The following is an 18,373-nucleotide window of genomic DNA, read 5'->3' as shown; positions in this document are numbered from 1 at the left end:
CAGCCACCGTCTGGAACCCGGCAGCAGAAAGAAGGTGGACCCCACAATGTCCGATTCCGCAGAGATCGCCCCCGGCGTGCAGGTGCTCGGCGGCCCAGTCGAGCGGGGTGACGAGATCCTCACCAGGCAGGCCCTGGAGTTCGTCGCCGACTTGCAGCGGGAGTTCGGTGCTCGGCGCGACGAGCTGCTCGCCCGCCGCAAGCAGCGCCGCGAGGAGGCCGCGCGGAACGGCCGGCTGGACTTCCTGGAGGAGACCCGGCACATCCGCGAGGGCGACTGGAAGGTCGCCGAACCGCCGGCCGACATCGCCGACCGCCGCGTCGAGATCACCGGCCCCACCGACCGCAAGATGGCGATCAACGCCCTCAACTCGGGGGCGCGCGTCTGGCTGGCCGACCTGGAGGACGCCAACACCCCGCACTGGAACAACGTGGTCTCCGGCCAGGTCAACCTCTACGACCTGGTCCGCAAGCAGATCGAGCTGACCACTCCGGAGGGCAAGCAGTACAAGCTGCGCGAGGACGTCCGCCACGCGGTCCCGCTGGTCCGCCCGCGCGGCTGGCACTTCGACGAGAAGCACATCCTGGTCGACGGCAAGCCCGTGGTCGGCGCGCTGGTGGACTTCGGCCTGCACTTCTTCCACAACGCGCAGGAACTGATCAACCGGGGCAGCGGCCCGTACTTCTACCTGCCGAAGATGGAGAGCCACCTCGAAGCGCGGCTGTGGAACGACGTGTTCACCCGCGCCCAGGCCAAGCTCGGCATCCCGCACGGCACCATCCGCGGCACCGTGCTGATCGAGACCTACCCGGCCGCCTTCGAGATGGAGGAGATCCTCTACGAGCTGCGCGACCACTCCGCGGGGCTCAACGCCGGTCGCTGGGACTACCTGTTCAGCGTCATCAAGACGTTCCGCGACTCCGACCGCTACATCCTGCCGGACCGCAACTCGGTCACCATGACCGCGCCGTTCATGCGCGCCTACACCGAACTGCTGGTGCGCACCTGCCACAAGCGCGGCGCGTTCGCGATCGGCGGCATGGCCGCGTTCATCCCGACCAAGGACCCGGCCACCAACGAGAAGGCCATGGGCAAGGTCCACGACGACAAGAAGCGCGAGGCCGGTGACGGCTTCGACGGTTCCTGGGTCGCGCACCCGGGCCTGGTGCCGATCTGCTTCGAGGAGTTCGACGCGGTGCTGGGCGACAAGCCCAACCAGATCGACCGGGTGCGCGAGGACGTCTCGGTGACCGCCGACCAGCTGCTCGCGGTCGCCGACACCCCCGGGGACAAGACCATCGAGGGGCTGCGCGGTGCCGTCGACGTCGGCGTCCGCTACATCGTGTCCTGGCTGGGCGGCAACGGTGCCGCGGCGATCCACAACCTCATGGAGGACGCCGCGACCGCCGAGATCTCCCGGTCGCAGATCTGGCAGTGGCTGCACAACGACGTCGTGCTGGCCGGTGGCGAGCGGGTCACCCGTGACCTGGTCCGCGAGGTGCTGGCCGACACCGAGAAGCAGCTGCGCGCCGAGGAGGGTTTCCCGGCCGAGAACCTCGGTCGGGCGGTCGAGCTGTTCGAGCAGGTGGCGATCGCCGACGAGTTCGTCGACTTCCTGACGCTGCCCGCCTACGAGCAGATCGACTGACGAGAAACCGCGGAGTCCTCCGGGCCGGCGGCCCGGAGGACTCGCGGTCTTTGTTGAAGGGAGCGCAAGTGGCCAGAACCTCGCTGGAAACCACCGAGATCGCCGGACGGCTCGCTCGACTGTCCGCTGTGGACGAACACATGGCGCGCACCTACCCCGGTGCGAGCGCGGCTCGGCAGCCGGTGCACACCTGCTACGTGCCGGCGAACAAGGTCGACGTCTCGACCGTGCGGCAGTGGGGTCGGGAGGCGCTGGCCGCGTTCGACGAGCACGCTCCGACCCCCGAGGCGTTCACCGACATCCTCGGGCTGGACGCCGGGATCGCGCGGGCCGTGCACCCGAGGGTCCGGGCGAAGCTGGAGCGCGCTGCCGTCGAGGACCTGCGCATCGACTTCGAGGACGGCTACGGCCGACCCGGTGACGAGGCCGAGGACGCCGACGCCGAGCGCACCGCCGGGGTCGTCGCGGAGTGGCTGCGCGACGGCTCCGAACCCGCCAACTTCGGCCTGCGGGTGAAGTCCTTCGACACCCCGGAGCTGCGCGCCCGCTCGGTGCGCACGCTGGACGTCTTCCTCACCGCGCTGCTGCAGCAGTGGGGCAGCCTGCCCACCGGGTTCGCGCTCACCTTCCCGAAGGTCGTCGACGCCGCGCAGGTCGAGGTGTTCGTCGAGCTGCTGGAGCTTTTCGAGCAGCAGCTCGGCATGCCGGAGAAGTCGCTGCGGTTCGAGATCCAGGTGGAGACCACCCAGTCCATCGTGGACTCCGACGGCCGGTTCGCGCTGCCGCGCTTCCTGCGCGCCGGCGGTGGACGGGTCAGCGGCCTGCACTTCGGCACCTACGACTACACGGCCAGCTGCGGGCTCACCGCGGCGCACCAGCACCTCGCGCACCGGGCCTGCGACTTCGCCCGGCACGCGATGCAGGTCGCGGCGGCGGGCACCGGGGTCTTCCTGTCGGACGGCTCCACCAACGTGCTGCCGGTCGGCGAGCAGGTGCACCACGGCTGGCGGACGCACTACCAGCTGGTCCGCCGGTCCCTGGAGCACGGCTTCTACCAGGGCTGGGACCTGCACCCGGCGCAGCTGGTCACCCGCTACGCGGCGGTGTTCGCGGCGTTCCGCGACGCCGCGCCCGCGGAGGCGCGCCGCCTGTCGGCCTACGTCTCGTCCACCGGCGGGGCGGTCCTGGACGAGCCCGCCACCGCTCGGGCGTTGGCGGTGTCGTTCGTCCGAGCGCTGGACAACGGGGCCACCGATGCCTCGGAGGTCGAGCAGATGACCGGGGTCCCGGAAGCAGAACTCCGCAAACTGGGTCGTCTCTGAGGACCTCCTCGTCGAACTCGTTCCGGCACTGCCACGCACGACGAGTTCGAAGACAGGCATCAGCGGCCGTTGCGGTGAAAGCTCGGCGGGGGCCGGGGCCGGCCGCTACCTTCGGCGATGACCACGCGAGGAGGAGCGGCATGGGACACGAGGAGCACGACCGGGACGACGCCCTGGCCGAACTGGCGGACCGGCTCGGCAGGAACCACGTCTTCGGCGAGCCGGTGCACCGGGGCGAGGTGACCCTGGTGCCGGTCGCGGCGGTCCGCGCGGGCGCGGGCGGCGCCGGGCGGCGGGCCGGCCGCGGGGCGGGGGTGGTCGCCCGGCCGGTCGGATCGTTCGAGATCTCCGGCGGCGGGGTGCGGTGGCACCCGGCCGTCAACGTCAACCGCATCGTCCTGGGCGGCCAGATCGCGTTCGCCGTCGCGGCGATCTCGCTGGCCTTCGCGCTCCGGCGGCGCTGACCGTCCCGCCCGGCGGCGAGGCGCCCGCCCGGCGACCGGACCCCCGCGGCGGGCACCGCGCGCGTCAGGTGCCCGCGGTCCGGGGGTCCACACCGGACCAGTCGGCGAGGCGGTCGGCCACCTCCGCCGTGGTCGGCCGGTCGGCCGGGTTCGGTTCCAGGCAGGCGTCCACGGTGCGGGCCAGCGCGGCGGGGAGCCTGCGGTGCGTGCGCAGCGGTGCGGCCGGGGTGTCGCGCTGCGGGTAGTAGCGGCCCCCGCCCGAGCTGTGCTCCCGGTGCGACACGTGCGTCCACGGCGTGACGCCGGCGAGCGCCTCGTAGAGGGTGGTGCCGAGTCCCCAGGTGTCGGTCGCGGGCGTCATCATGCCGCCCTCGGCCTGCTCCGGCGCCAGGTAGTCGAAGGTGCCCGCCGTGCTGTGCTCGCCGATGCGGCAGGCCAGGCTCAGATCCAGCAGCACCGCCCGGCCGCCCATCTCGACCACGTTGGACGGTTTCACGTCCAGGTGCACCCAGCCCCGGCCGTGCAGGTAGCCGAGCACCGAGCAGAGCTGGATGCCCAGCACCGCCACGTCGGCGGGGCGCAGCCACCCCTGCTGGGCGATCAGGTACCCGAGGGTGTGGCCCGGCAACGTCTCGGTGATCACCGCCGGGCGCACCGGTGGGTCGGTCAGCACGATCTCGTAGCCCCGGACCAGGTGCGGATGGGTCAGCTGGCTGAGCATCACGCCCTCGTTGCGCAGCCAGCCGACGGCGCGGTCGTCCTCGGCGCGCTCCGGGCGCAGCGTCTTGGCCACGCACCGGCACGACCGCTCCTCGCTCCACACGTCGTAGACGTCGAGGCGGCTGCCGCGCCGCAGGTGCTGGACCACGTGGTACCCGGGCGCGAGCCGGTCACCCGGCGCCAGCAACGGCCCGGGCTTGCCCCAGTCCCGTTCCTCCTCGCGGTAGTAGCAGCTCAGCGAGTCGATGAGCACCGAACACCGGCCCCGACGTCAACTGCGACTTCGCGAGTAGGAATACCGCCACGCCCCGTGGCGGACGTGCTCGCCGCTCGACCGGCGCTCGCTGCTGGACCGGCGGCGCGGTCGGCCGTCGCGGGGGTGGTGCTTGGCCGGGGAGAGCAACCTGAACAGCCTGGGCACACCCATCGACACAACGCTCCCGTCTCGCTCGCTGCCCCCGCGTCGATCATTGTCCCCGGTTCGCGGCGCCCGGTCGAGGAGTTTCGGGCTCAGCCACCCCGGTTGACGACCGCGACCAGCACCGACCAGCCGAGCTGTCCGCGTTCGTCGCGCAGGTAGCTCTCCCGGTGCGCCCGCGAGGTGGCCAGCACCTCGTGCCGCCGCGGGTGGTCGGGGTTGCGGTCGAACCACTCGCGCGCGTTGAGCCATTGCCGCGACTCGTACCGGTCCCAGTCGTCGGTGTCGGCCGACACGACTCCCACCACGTCGAGGTCGAACTCCGCGGCCACGTGCGCGAGTTCGGTCAGCGATGGCAGTTCCGGGGACGTGGTGCCGTCGGCGGTGTGCAGCTCGCCGACGGCGATCCGGCCGCCCGGGCGCACCGTCCGCGCCAGGTGTTCCAGCGTGGGCCGGTAGCCGTCCAGGGCGAAGCTCGCGCCGAGGCAGGTCGCGAAGTCGTATCCGTCCGGTTCGGCGGCGAACTCGGCGGCCGGGCCGAGCACGATCCGGTGCCGCTCGGCGACCCCGGCTTCGGCGGCGCGGCGCCGCGCCGCGGCCGCGAAGTACTCGTTGATCTCCAGTCCGGTCACGTCGCAGCCCTCGGTGGCGGCGTGGACCGTCCACCAGCCGCGCCCCGAGCCGATGTCCAGCAGCCGCCCACCGCGCCGCAGCCCCAGGTACTCCGCGACCAGCCGGAGCTTCTCCGGGCTGGTCGGGTTCTGGACGTCATGCGTGCCTTCGACGATCGAGAAGTACTCGGCGTCCTCCATGGCCGCGCAACCTAGCCCGCGTCCGGGGTGCCGGCCAACGGCTTTGCCGACCTCGTCACGCGCCGTGCCCGAGCCGCGCGCTGAGTTCGTCCGCGGCGTCCCGGCAGGCGGTGCCGAGGTCGCCGACGACGTGGTCGGGCATCCGGTAGTCGGGACCGGTGATGTTGAGCGCGGCGACGCAGTGCCCGCCGGAGCCGAACACCGGGGCGGCCACGCCGCACATGCCGGTCTCCAGTTCGGAGCGGGCGGTGGCCCAACCGCGTTCGCGGACCTCGTCGAGCTCGCTCTTGAGCCGCTCCGGGTCGGTGATGGTGCGCTCGGTGAGCGGCTTCAGCGGGGCGTCGGGCTCCAGCGGCGCGGCGAACGCGAGGAACACCTTGCCGTCCGAGGTGGCGTGCAGCGGGTAGCGGCGGCCGATCCACTGGCGCGCGCCGATGACGTGCGTGCCGGGGGACTCCGCGACGTCCACCGCGTGATCACCGTCCAGAGTGGACAAGGCGACTGTTTCGCCGGTGCGCTCGACGAGCCGGTTCATGATCGGGCGAGCCTCGGTGACGAGGTCCTGGTCGAGGAATCCGAGCATGCCGAGGCGGCGCAGTTCCGGTCCGACCCGGTAGCGCTCGCCGGCGCGTTCCAGGAACCCGCGCAGCGCGAGCGTGGCGGCCAGGCGGGAGGCGTTGCTGTGGTGCACCTGCAGGGCGTCCGCGAGTTCGCCCACGGACAGCTCCCGGTGGTCGCGGTCGAACGCCTGCAGCAGCTGCAGTGCGCGGTCCACCGTCTCCAGGGGTTTCATGCGTCGATTATGCGGTCCCCGAACGCCGTCTTGACTCCGGATCAGTGCGATATCAGCATAGCTGTGCGATATGAGCACGAAGGAGCCGAGATGATCGACTGCGACGTGCACAACGGCTGGGATTCCGCCCGCGTGCTGCTGCCCTACCTCGATCCGAACTTCCGCGACTACCTCGACCGCGGCGAACTCCCCGGCGGCCGGGAGTCGTTCCCCCACGCGCACCGGCCCTGGCTGCACCCCGAGGGCTACATCCGCTACGACACGTTCCCGCCCGGTGGCGGTGCGCCGGGCACCGACTACGAGTTCATGCGCGAACAGCTCCTCGACCGCTACGAGCTGGACTACGCGATCCTGCTCGGCGAGGAGTCCGTGGAGGTCTCCACGCTCGCCAACCCCTACTACGCGAGCGCCCTGGCCCGCGCCTACAACGACTGGGTGCTGGACACCTGGGCGCCGCTGGACGAGCGGTTCCAGGTCTCCGTCGTGGTCGCCCCGCAGGACCCGCACGGCGCCGCCGCGGAGATCCGCCGCGTCGGCGGGCACCCGAAGGTCGCGCAGGTGCTGGTGACGTCCGGGTCGCAGCGCCCCTACGGCGACCCCCTCTACCACCCGATGTGGGAGGCGGCCTCGGAGATGCGGCTGCCGATCGCCGCGCACCTCGGCGGGACCAGCGGTGTCAACGCCAACCCGACCGGGACCGGACCCGCGACCTTCTACTGGGAGGCGCACGCCATGCTCTGCGAGTCCGGCATGGGCCACGTCGCCAGCGTGCTGGCGCACGGGATCCCGGAACGCTATCCGGGCACGAAGTTCGTGCTGGTCGAGTGCGGGGTCGCGTGGGTCCCGGCGGTGCTGTGGCGGCTCGACGCCGACTACCAGGCGCTGCGCAAGGAGACCCCGTGGCTCAAGCGGCTGCCCAGCGAGTACGCCCGCGACTTCGTCCGGCTGACCACGCAACCGCTGGAGCGGCCGAAGAACCCGGACGCGCTGTGGACCGCGCTGGACGAGATCGGTGGCCGGGAGATGCTGATGTTCTCCTCGGACTACCCGCACTGGGACTTCGACGACCCGTACGCGACGCGGTTCCCGGCCGAGTGGCGCGACGACGTCCTGGACGGCAACGCCCGTCGGCTCTACGGACTCCCGGAGGTCGCCGGTGCACGTGCTTGAGGCGGACGAGTCCGGTCGCGTCGCGGTGTGCCGGGCCGACGAGCTCGCCGACGGCGAGCGGCTGCTGTTCCGGGTCGGTCGGCGCCGGTTCGGGCTGTTCCGGCACGACGGTCGGTTCTTCGCGCTCAACGGCGTCTGCCCGCACGCCGCGGGTGCGCTGTGCGAGGGACCGCTGACCGGAACGGCGCTGCCCACCGACGAGTTCACCTACGACTACGGCAAGGACGGTCAGGTGCTGCGCTGCGCCTGGCACGGCTTCGAGTTCGACATCACCACGGGGCGGTCCCTCGTGGACCCGAAGTTGCGGGCGCGCACCTTCCCGGTGCGCGTCGAGGACGGCGCGGTCGTGGTCGAGCTGCGGCCGAGGAAGTGAGGGAGAGCATGCGCACGGTCGGTTTCACCCGGATGTCCGAGGGCAGCGCGGCGGACTACCACCTGCTCGCGGAACTGGAGAAGCGCCACGTCGGCGAACTGCCGGACCGCCTGCTCAGGGCGTTGGAGGCGCTCAAGAACAGCTTCGACGGCTACCAGGTCTCGCGCTACGAGCACAGCCTCCAGGCCGCCACCAGGGCGTACCGCGACGGCCGCGACGAGGAGTACGTCGTGGCCACGCTGCTGCACGACCTCGGCGACGACCTGGCGCCGGAGAACCACAGCGAACTCGCCGCGGCGATCGTCAAGCCCTACGTCCGCGAGGAGGTGCACTGGATCATCCGGCACCACGGTGCTTTCCAGATGTACTACTACGCGCACCACTACGGGCAGGACCGCCACGTCCGCGACCGCTACCGGGACAGCCCGCACTACCAGGCGTGCGTGGACTTCTGCGAGCGCTACGACCAGTCCAGCTTCGACCCGGACTACGACTCGCTGCCGCTGGAGTTCTTCGAACCGATGGTGCGCCGCGTGTTCGCCGAACCCCGCTGGTGAACCGCAGGGGCGTGAGCACCGCGCTCACGCCCCTGCCCGGCTGGCGTGGTCCGCTTCCCCCTCGGCCGGCACCGCCACGCCGCGCACTCCCCGGCTAGGACTCGTGCTGCGCCACCGATTCCGGTTGCGCGGCGCGGGGTTGCGGCACGGGAGCCGCCTCGGAGCGCTTGCCGTGGCGCCTGGCGTTGAACAGCAGGTTCAGCACGAGCGCCGCGAGGCAACCGGTGCTGATGCCGGAGTCCAGCACGGTCCGCAGCGAGGACGGGAAGTGCTGGTAGAAGTCCGGCGCGATGACCGGGATCAGCCCGATCCCGAGCGATCCGGCGACGACCAGCGAGTTGAACGGGTCGCCCAGCTCCGCCTTGCCGAGCGTGCGCATGCCGCTGGAGGCCACCGAGCCGAACAGCACCAGCCCGGCGCCGCCGAGCACCGGCTGCGGGACCAACGAGACCACCGCGCCGACGACCGGGAAGAGACCGAGCAGCACCAGCACGCCGCCCGCGGTGGCCACCACGTACCGGCTGCGCACCCGGGTCAGCGCCACCAGACCGATGTTCTGCGCGAACGCGCTGCACGTGAAGCCGCCGAACACCGAGCTCAACGCGCTGCCCAGACCGTCGGCGCGCAGCCCGCCCGCGATCGTCCGCTCGTCGGCGGGCCGGTCCACGATCTCGCCGAGCGCGATCATGTCGGCGGTGCTCTCCATCATCGCCACCACCATCACGATGCAGATGGAGATGATCGCGGTCGGGCTGAAGCTCGGCAGGCCCAGTTCGAACGGGACCGGCACGTTGAACACCGGCGAGGAGTCGAAGGTCGAGGCGTCGATGAGCCCGAACGGTCCCGCGGCCAGCGTGCCGACCAGCAGGCCGAGCAGCAGCGCGATGCGGTTCCAGAAGCCCTTGAGGAACCGGTTGAACAGCAGCACGAGCACGAACGTCGCGGCACCGAGCCCGATCTTGGCGGGCGAGGCGTAGTCCGGCGCGGTCGGGTCCTGCCCGACGATCCACTTGATGCCCACCGGCATCAGCGACAGGCCGATCAGCGTGATCACGGTGCCGTTGACCACCGGTGGGAAGAACCGGACCAGGCGCGAGAAGTAGGGCGCGACCAGGAACGCCAACAACCCGGCGACCAGCACCGATCCGTAGATGATGGAGAGCTTGTTCGCCGACCCGGGCTGGGCGACGATCGCCAGGATCGGGGCGACCGAACCGAACGTGACGCCGTTGACGAACGGCAACCGCGCTCCGATGCGCCACACGCCCAGCGACTGCAGCAGGGTCGCCAACCCGGCGGTGAACAGCGCCGCGCTGATCAACAACGCCATCTGCACCGGGGCCAGCCCCAGGGCCTGCCCGATGATCAGTGGCGGCGCCACCACACCCGCGTACATCGCCGCGATGTGCTGGACGCCGAAGGCGAGCATCTTGCCCGGCGAGAGGACCTCGTCCACGGGATGCGCCTCGGCGCCCCTCCCGCTCCGGGTGCCGCGGTTGCGTCGTTGCTTGAAAAGGGCCATGAGGACTCCTCGGCCGCGAGGGAAAGCTCAGGTCACTGTCAGCGCCGGGTTGGGTGGATCTCTCGTCGTTGCGGGGAAATCAATGCGTCCGTCCACTGAGGACAGCCGGAGGGCGGGAAAAGCAGCGGGGGCCACCGGGACTCGCCCGGTGGCCCCCGCTCATCGCGTCAGAACTCGGCGAGGCTGTACCACGCCTGCGGTTCGTCGTCGACGTCGTCGCGCTTGACGATGCCCTCGATCAGACCGTACGGCCGGTCGGCGGCGAAGAAAACCTCGTTGTCGTTCTCCAGGCCGCAGAACTGCAGGTCCACCAGGAAGTGGTGCTTGTTCGGCAGGGACAGCCGCACCTCGGCGACCTCCGGGTGCTTGTCCAGCGCGGCCTTGCCCATCTCGTACAGGCTCTGCTGGAGCGCGAGGCTGTGCGTGGTCGCGAACGCCTCCAGCATCGTCGACCGGATCGACTCGAAGCTCTTGCCCCAGTCGACGTCGGTGTGCAGGTAGCGCCAGCGGGCCGTCACGGCGGTGGCCAGGATCCGGTCGTTGGTCTCGGCCAGCGTGGTGTACTTGTCCTTCGGGTAGCCCCAGAACTCCGAGCCGGTGGACTTGAGCACGACCAGGTCCTTCAGCCCGGACACCACGTGCGCCCGGTCGCCGTCGATGGTCACCGCGGTGGTGCGCTTCTCGTCGTTGGCGCGGGAGAAGGAGTGGTCGTGGCCGGTGCCGCCGACCGGGATGCGCTCCCAGTTGTACTCGTCGATGAGGATGCGGGCGCCGGTGATCCCGTTCGCCGTACCCACGAAGTGCCGGCCGAGCCGCAGCGCGAAGTCCTCGATCTCACCGATCGGCGCCTCCTTGGCGAAGGCGTAGACGGTGTTCTTCTGCGTGTCGGTCGGTAGCACGTTGCCGTTGTCGCCGGTCAGGTGCGCGGCGTCGAGGTCGCCGCGCAGCGAGCTGCTGACGTTGAGGTCCTTGAGCGTGTGGCGGGGCGTGCTGCGGTCGACCGAGACGATGCGGACTTCCGCCTTGCCGTACTGGTTCGGGCCCATGACGATGCCCATGAGGTGATCAGCTCCCTCGGTAGGTGGAATAGGCGAACGGGCTCAGCAGCAGCGGGACGTGGTAGTGCTGCTCGGGGTCGTTGATCCGGAACGTGATCTGCACCTGCGGGTAGAAGGTGGCCACGCCCTGGTCGTCGAAGTAGTCCCCGGTGGCGAACGTCAGGCGGTAGTCGTCGGCGTCCAGCCGCTCCGGTCCGAGATCCTTGATCCGGCCGTCGTCGTCGGTGCGGCCCTCCGCCAGCGGCGTCCAGTCGCCGCCCTTGGCGGCCTCCAGGCGGACCGCGACTCCGGCGGCGGGACGGCCTCTGGCGGCGTCCAGCACGTGCGTCGTGACGGCGCTCATCCTTCGATCACCTTTGCCAATCTCAACCGTGCGATCTTGCGGAGTTCGTCGGCGACGATCCGCATCTCGGTCTCGGGGTCGTTGTCCAGCCGGGAGCGCAGGATCTCCAGCAGCTCGGCACCGCTGCGACCGCTGGCGCACACCAGGTAGACGTGCCCGAACCGGCGTTCGTACTCCTCGTTGCCCTCGCGCAGCGCCCTGGTCAGCTCGGTGTCCGAGGCGTCCACGCCGGACTGCTCGCTGCGCGACCAGGACGACGAGGTGTCCGCGCCGGAGGCGCGCTCGCCGATGCGCGGGTGCGCGGCGAGGGCCTGGTGGATCTCCTCGCCGGTCAGGCCGGGCGCGGCCGCGTCGGCGGCCCGGTAGACCTCGTCGGTGTCGGCGAACGGCCGCCGGTCGGCGATCTCGTCGGCCCAGCGCGGCACGTCGAGGCAGGCGAGGAGTTGTTTGACGAGTTCGGGGCGGGGCAGGCCGTTGAGCTTGCCGACGCCGCCGGTCTCGGTGGTGGCTGGTGTTGACATCGCAGATCCCAAGGGTGCGCGGCGAGGAGTGTTGTCGCGGATCGCCGGGCCGCGCCGATTGCGGCGGGCGGGCCCTGCAGGTGTCGCGGCTCCGGTGCGCAAAAAGCTACGACCGGCTTCGCCCGAGTGTCAACACTTTGTTGAAAAGCGGTGGTCAGCGATTGTGCGAACAGCACAGTCCGGACGTGTCGACCATGACCCGCCGCACGTCGTGCACCCACCGGAGCGCGCCCGGAACCGGCCCGCGATCACCCGAGCGGGTGGGGGCATCGGGTCGAAAAAAAGGGACGTCCGGTTCGACTTCCGCAGTCGAGAAGCGGCGCCAGCCGCTTTCTCTTTCGGTGAGTATGCAAGCAACTTGCACCGCCGCGGGTTCTCAGCGGTCGTCTCGCGAGGACAGCCCCGACGCTGTGTATTGGGCATACATGAGTCGGGGCTCCCGGAGCCGGTGTGGCTGCGGCGCGTCAGCGCCTCCGTGGGGGGCGGTGGTCGGGCGACGGGCGGGCCGCTGAGGTTCCGCCACCGGCACCGCCACGCAAAAGGAGTTCGAAGACAGGCTCGCCTCAGCTGTCCGCTTGCTCGCGGTTTAGGTAGTTGTAGACCGTGAAGCGGCTGACGCCGAGCGCCTTGGCGACCGCTTCGACGGACTTGCGCAGGGTGAAGGCGCCGCGTTCCTCCAGCAGGCGCACGGCGCGTTGCTTGTCCGGACGCGGCAGGTCCGGCAGGTGCGCGCCGAGTTCGGTCTCGACCTGGCCGATCATCCGGTCCAGGGCGCTGGTGAGCTCTTCGCCGGGCAGGCGTACCGCGACGGCCGGGGAGCCGTCCCAGTACAGCAGGACATCACCGGGTTCGCGGTCCTCCACGGCAACCGCCGTGGCGCCGATCCGGTCCAGCAGCGGGGCGAGCGCGGTGGCGAGCGGATGCACGCTGACCAGCCTAAACCGCGTCCTCGTCGGGCTCGCCGACGGTCACCTGCAGAGTGATCCGGTTCGCTCCGGACGTCAGCACCGTCTCCATCACCCTGGCCAGCGCGGGTATCAGGGTCTCGCTGTCGGCGGTGATCGAGGTGCCCAGTGGTCCGAACTCTGGATCCAGACCGGACGCCAGCAGGCAGTCGCGTGCGGCCACCGCGTGCTCGGGTGGCTCGCCTTCGCCCTCGAACGGCTCAGTCGTGAACTCTGCTCGCAAGATCATCGCCGACCTCCGGAACTCACGGTAGTCGATGCTCGACTCCCGCCCGTCACCCGACCACCACCCCTCATGGAGGCGCTACCGCGCCGCGGTCGCATCGGCCACCCGACCGCCACCCCTCATCGAGGCGCTACCGCGCCGCGGTCGCCCGACGGCCGGGGCGAACCTACCGCTGCACCCGGCGGCGCAGGACTGCGGGAGTCGTTGGTCTGACCGGCGGTTTCCGTGGGCGGGCGCGGCCTTCCGCAAAGCGTTGACCCGCGGCCCCGGACTCGCTAATCTATCGCTGTACGAAATAAGCATTCCGCATCACGGAACCGAGCGAAGCCCATCAAGGGGGTGCCGGTGGATCCCAACCGCTACGCAGTCAACCTCTCGATCCTGTTCACCGAGCTGGAGCTGCTGGAACGCCCCGCCGCGGCCAAGGCCGCCGGCTTCGACAAGGTCGAGTTCTGGTGGCCGTTCGGCGTCGCGGTGCCCTCGGACCGCGAGGTCGACCGCTTCGTGCAGGCCGTCGAGGACGCCGGCGTGTCCCTGATCGGCCTGAACTTCTTCGCCGGCGACATGCCGGCGGGGGAGCGCGGGGTGCTGTCGAACCCGGACCGGGCCGGCGAGTTCGCCGACAACCTGGACGTCGCCGTGGGCATCGCCGAGCGCACCGGCTGCCGCGCGTTCAACGCCCTCTACGGCAACCGGATCGACGGCGTCGACCCCGCCAAGCAGGACGACACCGCCACCGAGAGCCTGGTCCGGGCCGCCCGGGCGGTCGGCCGCATCGGCGGCACGGTCCTCGTCGAGCCGGTCAGCGGCATGGACGCCTACCCGCTCAAGACCGCCACCGACGCGCTGGCGGTCATCGACCGGGTGCACAACACCGGCGACGTGGACAACCTGCGCCTGCTGTTCGACCTGTACCACCTGCGGGTCAACGGCGACGACCTCGACGCGGTGATCGACCGGCACGCCCGGACGATCGGCCACGTCCAGATCGCCGACGCCCCGGGCCGCAACGAACCCGGAACGGGGCAGATCGACTTCGGCCACTACTTCGACAAGCTCGACGCGGCGGGCTACACCGGCCCCGTCGCCCTCGAATACAAGCCGAGCGGCGCCAGCGCGGACAGCTTCGGCTGGATCAAGCGCGGGGCGTGACCGGCCGCACCAGCACGCACGGAGGGAACTAGAGCATGAGCAAGGTCGGATTCATCGGGCTGGGCATCATGGGCGGCCCGATGGCGGCGAACCTCGTCGCCGCGGGCCACGAGGTGACCGGCTACAACCGCAGCCAGGCCAAGATCGACCAGCTCGTCGCCAAGGGCGGCAAGGCCGCGAGCACCGTGGCCGAGGCCGTTCGCGACGCCGAGGTCATCTTCACGATGCTGCCGGACTCGCCGGACGTCGAGGCCGTCGTGCTCGGCGAGGACGGCGTGCTGGCCCACGCCCGGGAGGGCGCGCTGCTCGTCGACTGCAGCACGATCCGCCCGGACGTCTCCCGGCGCGTCGCCGAGGCGGCCGCGGAGAAGGGCGTGCGCGCCCTGGACGCCCCGGTCAGCGGCGGCGAGCCGAAGGCCATCGACGGCACGCTGTCGATCATGGTCGGCGGCGAGGAGTCGACCTTCGCGGCGGCGCGCGACGTGCTCGGCGCGGTCGGCACGACCGTCGTCCACGTCGGACCGGCGGGCGCGGGGCAGACCGTCAAGGCGGCCAACCAGCTCATCGTGGCGGGCAACATCGGCCTGCTCGCGGAGGCGCTGGTCTTCCTGGAGGCCCACGGCGTGGACACCGAGGCGGGCCTGAAGGTGCTCGGCGGTGGCCTCGCGGGCAGCACCGTGCTCGACGCCAAGGGCGACAAGATGCGCAACCGCGAGTTCGGCCCCGGCTTCCGGATCGAGCTGCACCACAAGGACATGGGCATCGTGCAGGCCGCGGCGCGCGAGGCCGGCCTGACGATCCCGCTCGGCGCGCTGGTCGGCCAGCTGGTCGCGGCGGCGAACGCGCAGGGCGACGGCAAGCTCGACCACTCCGGGCTGTTCCGCCAGATCGCGAACCTCAACGGCCGCGACTGAGACCGCGGTGCGGGGCGGCCCCTCGTTCTCCTGCGGCAACCCCGTCCCGCACCGCCCACCAGCACTGCTGTCCACAGTGGAGCGCGATGTCCGGCACCCCGCCACGGCGACCGGGGGCGGTGCGGCATCGCCGCGTCCCGTCCCCGCGTCGCGCTCCACCGGCCCCACTGTCGCCTGATCCCGGCAGCCCCGAACGGGGCAGAAACAAGGTCGCGGGTAGCGGTCCACAGCCGCCAAGCAACGAACCGCCACCCGCTCGGTGAACCGGTGCGGCAGGAGACCGCCGCACCCGAGAGGAAGTCTTACACCATGGCCAAAGTCCCTGTCATGCAGGCCGTCGTGGACGTGCTGAAGTCCGAGGGCGTCGACGCGGCGTTCGGTTGCCCGGGCGCGGCGATCCTGCCGCTGTACGCTGCGATGGAGCACAGCGGCATCAAGCACCTCATCGTCCGCCACGAAGAGGGCGCCACCCACATGGCGGACGGCTGGGCCCGCACCAACGGCAAGGTCGGCGTGGCCATCGGCACCTCCGGGCCGGCGGGCACGAACATGATCACCGGCCTCTACACCGCGCAGGCCGACTCGATCCCGATGCTGTGCATCACGGGGCAGGCGGTGTCCACCAAGCTGCACCAGGAGGCGTTCCAGGCGGTCGACATCGTCGACATCGCCAAGCCGGTCACCAAGTGGGCGGTGCAGGTCAAGGAGGCCGCGCAGGCGCCGTGGATCTTCCGCGAGGCGTTCCGCATCGCGCGTTCGGGCCGCCCCGGGCCGGTGCTGATCGACCTGCCGCTGGACGTGCAGAAGCAGGAGATCGAGTGGGACCCGACGATCGACGCCCCGCTGCCGATCTCCCGCGTCGAGCCGCACCTGCCGCGCGTGGAGCGGGCGCTGGACATGCTCCTGGAGGCGGACCGCCCGCTGATCCTGGCCGGTGGCGGCGTGATCCTCGGCGAGGCGCACGAGCAGGTGCGCGAGCTCGCCGAACTCCTCGGCGTCCCGGTGCAGGTCACGCTCATGGGCAAGGGCTCGTTCCCGGAGGACCACGAGCTGTTCGCCGGGATGGCGGGCATCCAGACCAGCCAGCGCTACGGCAACCAGTCGTTGCTGGAGTCGGACCTGGTGCTGGCGCTGGGCGCGCGGTTCGGCGACCGGCACACCGGTGACCTGGACACCTACCGCGGTGACCGCAAGTTCATCCACGTCGACGTCGAGCCGACCCAGCTGGGCAAGGTCTTCGGACCGGACCTGGGCGTGGTCTCGGACACCAGGCTGTTCCTGGAGGCGCTGCTGGACGCGGCCCGCAGGCGCGGTGCGCGCAAGGACTACTCGGCGTGGGTCGCGCGGGTCGGCGAGATGAAGGAGAAGCTGACCCGCCCGGACGACTACGACACGGTGCCGATCAAGGCGCCGCGGGTCTACCGGGAGATCAACGAGATCTTCGGGCCCGAGACCTACTTCGTCACCGCGATCGGCCTCTACCAGATCTGGGGCGGCCAGTTCCAGCGCGCGCACCTGCCGCGGCACTACCAGGTGTGCGGCCAGGCGGGCCCGCTGGGCTGGGAGATCCCGGCGGCGATCGGCGTCAAGTCGGCCGAGCCGGACGCCGAGGTCGTCGCCGTGGTCGGCGACTACTCCTTCCAGTTCCTGGTCGAGGAGCTGGCGGTGGCCGCCCAGTACGACCTCCCGTTCGTGATCATCATGCTGAACAACGAGTACCTGGGCCTGATCCGCCAGGCCGAGGGCGACGGGTTCGGGATGAACACCGAGGTGGACATCCACTACGACGAGTACGGCACGGACAACGTCAAGGTGATGGAGGCCTACGGCTGCACCGGCCGCCGCGTGTGGGAGCCCGGTCAGATCGCCGAGACGATCGAGTGGGCCCGCAAGGAGGCGGTGGCGACCAGCCGCCCGGTCCTCGTCGAGGTCATGATCGAGCGGGAGGCCAACACGGCTCGCGGCGTGCGCATCGACGCCATGATCGAGCCGGAACCGGTGCCGAACGCCTGATTCCTGGCGGTGCGGGTGGCTCGCGGTCCGAGTTCACCCACCCGCACCGCGCAGGGCCTTCTGGCAGCCCTGCACGAGGGGGAGGCGCTCGCCGGAACCGTGCGGTGGTGTTCCGGCGAGCGCGCCCCTTCCCCCAGACGGGGTAGTCGGGTGGAATACCCGACGACCCTCCGGTGTCTCCCCGCCGCGCACGAGCCGGGCGTCGCGGCGGGGAGGCTCCGCTCCACATCTTCGGGAGATCGCTGTGCCTGGTCCTGTCCTGATCGCGCCGGACAAGTTCAAGGGTTCGCTGACCGCGCCGGAGGTCGCCGGCGCGGTGGCGGCCGGGATCCGGCGGGTCCGCCCCGACGTCGAGGTCCGCCTCGCCCCGGTGGCCGACGGTGGTGACGGCACGGTGCGCGCCGCGCTGGCCGCGGGCTACCGGCGGGTGCCGGTGCGGGTCACCGGACCGCTCGGTGAACCGGTGGACACCGAGATCGCGGTGGACGGGGACACGGTGGTCGTCGAACTCGCCGCCGCGTCCGGCCTGGCGCTGCTGGACCCCGCCGAACTGGCCCCGCTGACCGCTACCAGCGCGGGCACCGGCGAGGCGATCCGCGCTGCCCTGGACGCGGGCGCGCGCACGGTGGTGCTCGGCGTCGGTGGCAGTGCGTGCACCGACGGCGGCGCCGGAATGCTCACCGCCCTGGGGGCACGGGTGTTGGACGCTGCGGGAAACCCGTTGCCCCCAGGCGGTGGACCACTCGCCGAAGTGTCCACAGTAGATCTGTCCGGATTGGACGAACGGCTCGCGGGCACCTCGGTGGTGCTGGCGTCCGATGTGGACAACCCGTTGCTGGGCGAGCGCGGCGCCGCGCACGTGTACGGACCGCAGAAGGGCGCCGACGACGTGCAGGTCCGCTACCTCGACGTGGCGCTGTCGCGCTTCGCCGGAGCGCTCGTGGCGGCGGGTGGCCGAGACGCGGCCGACGAGCCGGGTGCGGGTGCGGCCGGCGGTGTCGGCTTCGGCGCGCTGGCGGCCCTCGGCGCGCGGATGCGGCCGGGTGTCGACGTGGTCCTCGAACTGATCGACTTCGACCGGCGGCTGGCCGGCGCCGGGCTCGTCGTCACCGGCGAGGGTTCGGTGGACGAGCAGACGCTGCACGGCAAGGGGCCCGCCGGTATCGCCTCCCGCGCCTCCCGCGCGGGCGTCCCGGTCGTCGCGGTGGCCGGCCGGTGCCTGCTGCCCGCCGAACGCCTCCGCGAGGCGGGCATCGACGGCGTCTACGCGCTCACCGACATCGAGCCCGACCCCGAGCGCTGCATGCGCGAGGCCGCCGCCCTGCTCGCCGTGCTGGGCGAGAAGTTGGCCGAGGACCGCCTCTGACCTCGCCGGACCCATG

19 protein-coding genes are annotated in these 18,373 nt (G+C 71.3%); 10 read left to right on the top strand and 9 right to left on the bottom strand.

Annotated elements, in window-relative coordinates; translation table 11 throughout:
• The first annotated feature begins 46 nt into the window (after positions 1-46).
• The 3 genes from aceB to NV263_RS27950 all read left to right on the top strand — a co-directional run bounded on the left by aceB (position 47) and on the right by NV263_RS27950 (position 3,434).
• On the top strand, positions 47-1,648 hold the full coding sequence (gene aceB, locus NV263_RS27960) for a malate synthase A (RefSeq protein WP_263249739.1): 1,602 nt from the start codon (positions 47-49) through the stop codon (positions 1,646-1,648).
• 68 nt (positions 1,649-1,716) lie between these two features.
• Positions 1,717-2,970 (top strand): DUF6986 family protein, encoded by a 1,254-nt coding sequence (locus NV263_RS27955; protein WP_263249737.1) that lies wholly within the window; start codon positions 1,717-1,719, stop codon positions 2,968-2,970.
• Positions 2,971-3,110: 140 nt separating this feature from the next.
• On the top strand, positions 3,111-3,434 hold the full coding sequence (locus NV263_RS27950) for a hypothetical protein (protein WP_263249736.1): 324 nt from the start codon (positions 3,111-3,113) through the stop codon (positions 3,432-3,434).
• Positions 3,435-3,498: 64 nt separating this feature from the next.
• Here the strand turns inward: NV263_RS27950 and NV263_RS27945 are convergent, their stop codons facing one another.
• The 3 genes from NV263_RS27945 to NV263_RS27935 form a co-directional block, all read right to left on the bottom strand.
• Positions 3,499-4,407: a serine/threonine-protein kinase gene (locus NV263_RS27945; RefSeq protein ID WP_263249734.1), complete on the bottom strand. Its 909-nt coding sequence runs from the start codon at positions 4,405-4,407 to the stop codon at positions 3,499-3,501.
• Between the two features lie 257 nt (positions 4,408-4,664).
• Positions 4,665-5,384, bottom strand: a complete 720-nt coding sequence (locus NV263_RS27940) for a class I SAM-dependent methyltransferase (protein ID WP_263249732.1) — start codon at positions 5,382-5,384, stop codon at positions 4,665-4,667.
• 55 nt (positions 5,385-5,439) lie between these two features.
• On the bottom strand, positions 5,440-6,177 hold the full coding sequence (locus tag NV263_RS27935) for an IclR family transcriptional regulator (RefSeq protein ID WP_263249730.1): 738 nt from the start codon (positions 6,175-6,177) through the stop codon (positions 5,440-5,442).
• Positions 6,178-6,267: 90 nt separating this feature from the next.
• Between NV263_RS27935 and NV263_RS27930 the strand changes: the two genes are divergently transcribed.
• From NV263_RS27930 to NV263_RS27920, 3 genes are read left to right on the top strand one after another with little or no spacing between them, the layout of a single operon-like run.
• The gene (locus NV263_RS27930; protein WP_263249728.1) at positions 6,268-7,347 is read left to right on the top strand and encodes an amidohydrolase family protein; all 1,080 of its coding nucleotides are present in this window, start codon (positions 6,268-6,270) and stop codon (positions 7,345-7,347) included.
• Positions 7,334-7,720 carry a Rieske (2Fe-2S) protein gene (locus NV263_RS27925; protein ID WP_263249726.1) on the top strand — a complete coding sequence of 129 codons (387 nt, stop codon included), beginning with the start codon at positions 7,334-7,336 and terminating at the stop codon, positions 7,718-7,720. The genes NV263_RS27930 and NV263_RS27925 overlap by 14 nt, the downstream gene beginning before the upstream one ends.
• A gap of 8 nt (positions 7,721-7,728) precedes the next feature.
• On the top strand, positions 7,729-8,277 hold the full coding sequence (locus tag NV263_RS27920; RefSeq protein ID WP_263249724.1) for an HD domain-containing protein: 549 nt from the start codon (positions 7,729-7,731) through the stop codon (positions 8,275-8,277).
• Between the two features lie 94 nt (positions 8,278-8,371).
• On the opposite strand, the gene NV263_RS27915 is transcribed toward NV263_RS27920, so the two are convergent.
• The 6 genes from NV263_RS27915 to NV263_RS27890 all read right to left on the bottom strand — a co-directional run bounded on the left by NV263_RS27915 (position 8,372) and on the right by NV263_RS27890 (position 12,915).
• Positions 8,372-9,799, bottom strand: coding sequence for a nucleobase:cation symporter-2 family protein (locus NV263_RS27915; RefSeq protein ID WP_263249723.1), 1,428 nt, complete (start codon positions 9,797-9,799; stop codon positions 8,372-8,374).
• A gap of 167 nt (positions 9,800-9,966) precedes the next feature.
• Entirely contained in the window at positions 9,967-10,857 is an 891-nt protein-coding gene (pucL, locus tag NV263_RS27910) for a factor-independent urate hydroxylase (RefSeq protein ID WP_263249722.1), read from the bottom strand.
• Positions 10,858-10,864: 7 nt separating this feature from the next.
• A complete protein-coding gene (uraH, locus tag NV263_RS27905; RefSeq protein WP_263249721.1) occupies positions 10,865-11,200 on the bottom strand; it encodes a hydroxyisourate hydrolase in 336 nt (111 codons plus the stop codon).
• Positions 11,197-11,721 (bottom strand): 2-oxo-4-hydroxy-4-carboxy-5-ureidoimidazoline decarboxylase, encoded by a 525-nt coding sequence (gene uraD, locus NV263_RS27900; protein WP_263249720.1) that lies wholly within the window; start codon positions 11,719-11,721, stop codon positions 11,197-11,199. Before uraD ends, uraH begins: the two co-directional genes overlap by 4 nt.
• Before the next feature lie 563 nt (positions 11,722-12,284).
• Positions 12,285-12,647, bottom strand: coding sequence for a helix-turn-helix domain-containing protein (locus tag NV263_RS27895; RefSeq protein ID WP_263249719.1), 363 nt, complete (start codon positions 12,645-12,647; stop codon positions 12,285-12,287).
• A gap of 10 nt (positions 12,648-12,657) precedes the next feature.
• Positions 12,658-12,915: a thiamine-binding protein gene (locus tag NV263_RS27890; protein ID WP_263249718.1), complete on the bottom strand. Its 258-nt coding sequence runs from the start codon at positions 12,913-12,915 to the stop codon at positions 12,658-12,660.
• 336 nt (positions 12,916-13,251) lie between these two features.
• Here NV263_RS27890 and NV263_RS27885 point away from each other — a divergent pair, with 336 nt between their 5' ends.
• From NV263_RS27885 to NV263_RS27870, 4 genes are all read left to right on the top strand, one after another.
• Complete coding sequence (locus tag NV263_RS27885) at positions 13,252-14,064, top strand: hydroxypyruvate isomerase family protein (RefSeq protein ID WP_263249717.1); 813 nt, start codon at positions 13,252-13,254, stop codon at positions 14,062-14,064.
• A 35-nt stretch (positions 14,065-14,099) separates the two neighbouring features.
• Positions 14,100-14,978 (top strand): 2-hydroxy-3-oxopropionate reductase, encoded by an 879-nt coding sequence (locus NV263_RS27880; protein WP_263249716.1) that lies wholly within the window; start codon positions 14,100-14,102, stop codon positions 14,976-14,978.
• A 309-nt stretch (positions 14,979-15,287) separates the two neighbouring features.
• Positions 15,288-16,991 (top strand): glyoxylate carboligase, encoded by a 1,704-nt coding sequence (gcl, locus tag NV263_RS27875; protein ID WP_263249715.1) that lies wholly within the window; start codon positions 15,288-15,290, stop codon positions 16,989-16,991.
• Positions 16,992-17,229: 238 nt separating this feature from the next.
• Positions 17,230-18,357 carry a glycerate kinase gene (locus NV263_RS27870; RefSeq protein ID WP_380756480.1) on the top strand — a complete coding sequence of 376 codons (1,128 nt, stop codon included), beginning with the start codon at positions 17,230-17,232 and terminating at the stop codon, positions 18,355-18,357.
• Positions 18,358-18,373 lie beyond the last annotated feature (16 nt).

Source organism: Saccharopolyspora rosea (assembly GCF_025643595.1).
Classification (GTDB): domain Bacteria; phylum Actinomycetota; class Actinomycetes; order Mycobacteriales; family Pseudonocardiaceae; genus Saccharopolyspora; species Saccharopolyspora rosea.
This window is presented reverse-complemented; position numbering and strand designations above follow the sequence as displayed.

Bases quoted from the DNA above. Each gene is read 5' to 3' on its own strand.
- aceB (WP_263249739.1), top strand. From the start codon at position 47: ATGTCCGATTCCGCAGAGATCGCCCCCGGCGTGCAGGTGCTCGGCGGC.
- NV263_RS27950 (WP_263249736.1), top strand. From the start codon at position 3,111: ATGGGACACGAGGAGCACGACCGGGACGACGCCCTGGCCGAACTGGCG.
- NV263_RS27940 (WP_263249732.1), bottom strand. From the start codon at position 5,384: ATGGAGGACGCCGAGTACTTCTCGATCGTCGAAGGCACGCATGACGTC.
- NV263_RS27935 (WP_263249730.1), bottom strand. From the start codon at position 6,177: ATGAAACCCCTGGAGACGGTGGACCGCGCACTGCAGCTGCTGCAGGCG.
- NV263_RS27930 (WP_263249728.1), top strand. From the start codon at position 6,268: ATGATCGACTGCGACGTGCACAACGGCTGGGATTCCGCCCGCGTGCTG.
- NV263_RS27920 (WP_263249724.1), top strand. From the start codon at position 7,729: ATGCGCACGGTCGGTTTCACCCGGATGTCCGAGGGCAGCGCGGCGGAC.
- NV263_RS27915 (WP_263249723.1), bottom strand. From the start codon at position 9,799: ATGGCCCTTTTCAAGCAACGACGCAACCGCGGCACCCGGAGCGGGAGG.
- pucL (WP_263249722.1), bottom strand. From the start codon at position 10,857: ATGGGCATCGTCATGGGCCCGAACCAGTACGGCAAGGCGGAAGTCCGC.
- uraH (WP_263249721.1), bottom strand. From the start codon at position 11,200: ATGAGCGCCGTCACGACGCACGTGCTGGACGCCGCCAGAGGCCGTCCC.
- uraD (WP_263249720.1), bottom strand. From the start codon at position 11,721: ATGTCAACACCAGCCACCACCGAGACCGGCGGCGTCGGCAAGCTCAAC.
- NV263_RS27890 (WP_263249718.1), bottom strand. From the start codon at position 12,915: ATGATCTTGCGAGCAGAGTTCACGACTGAGCCGTTCGAGGGCGAAGGC.
- NV263_RS27880 (WP_263249716.1), top strand. From the start codon at position 14,100: ATGAGCAAGGTCGGATTCATCGGGCTGGGCATCATGGGCGGCCCGATG.
- gcl (WP_263249715.1), top strand. From the start codon at position 15,288: ATGGCCAAAGTCCCTGTCATGCAGGCCGTCGTGGACGTGCTGAAGTCC.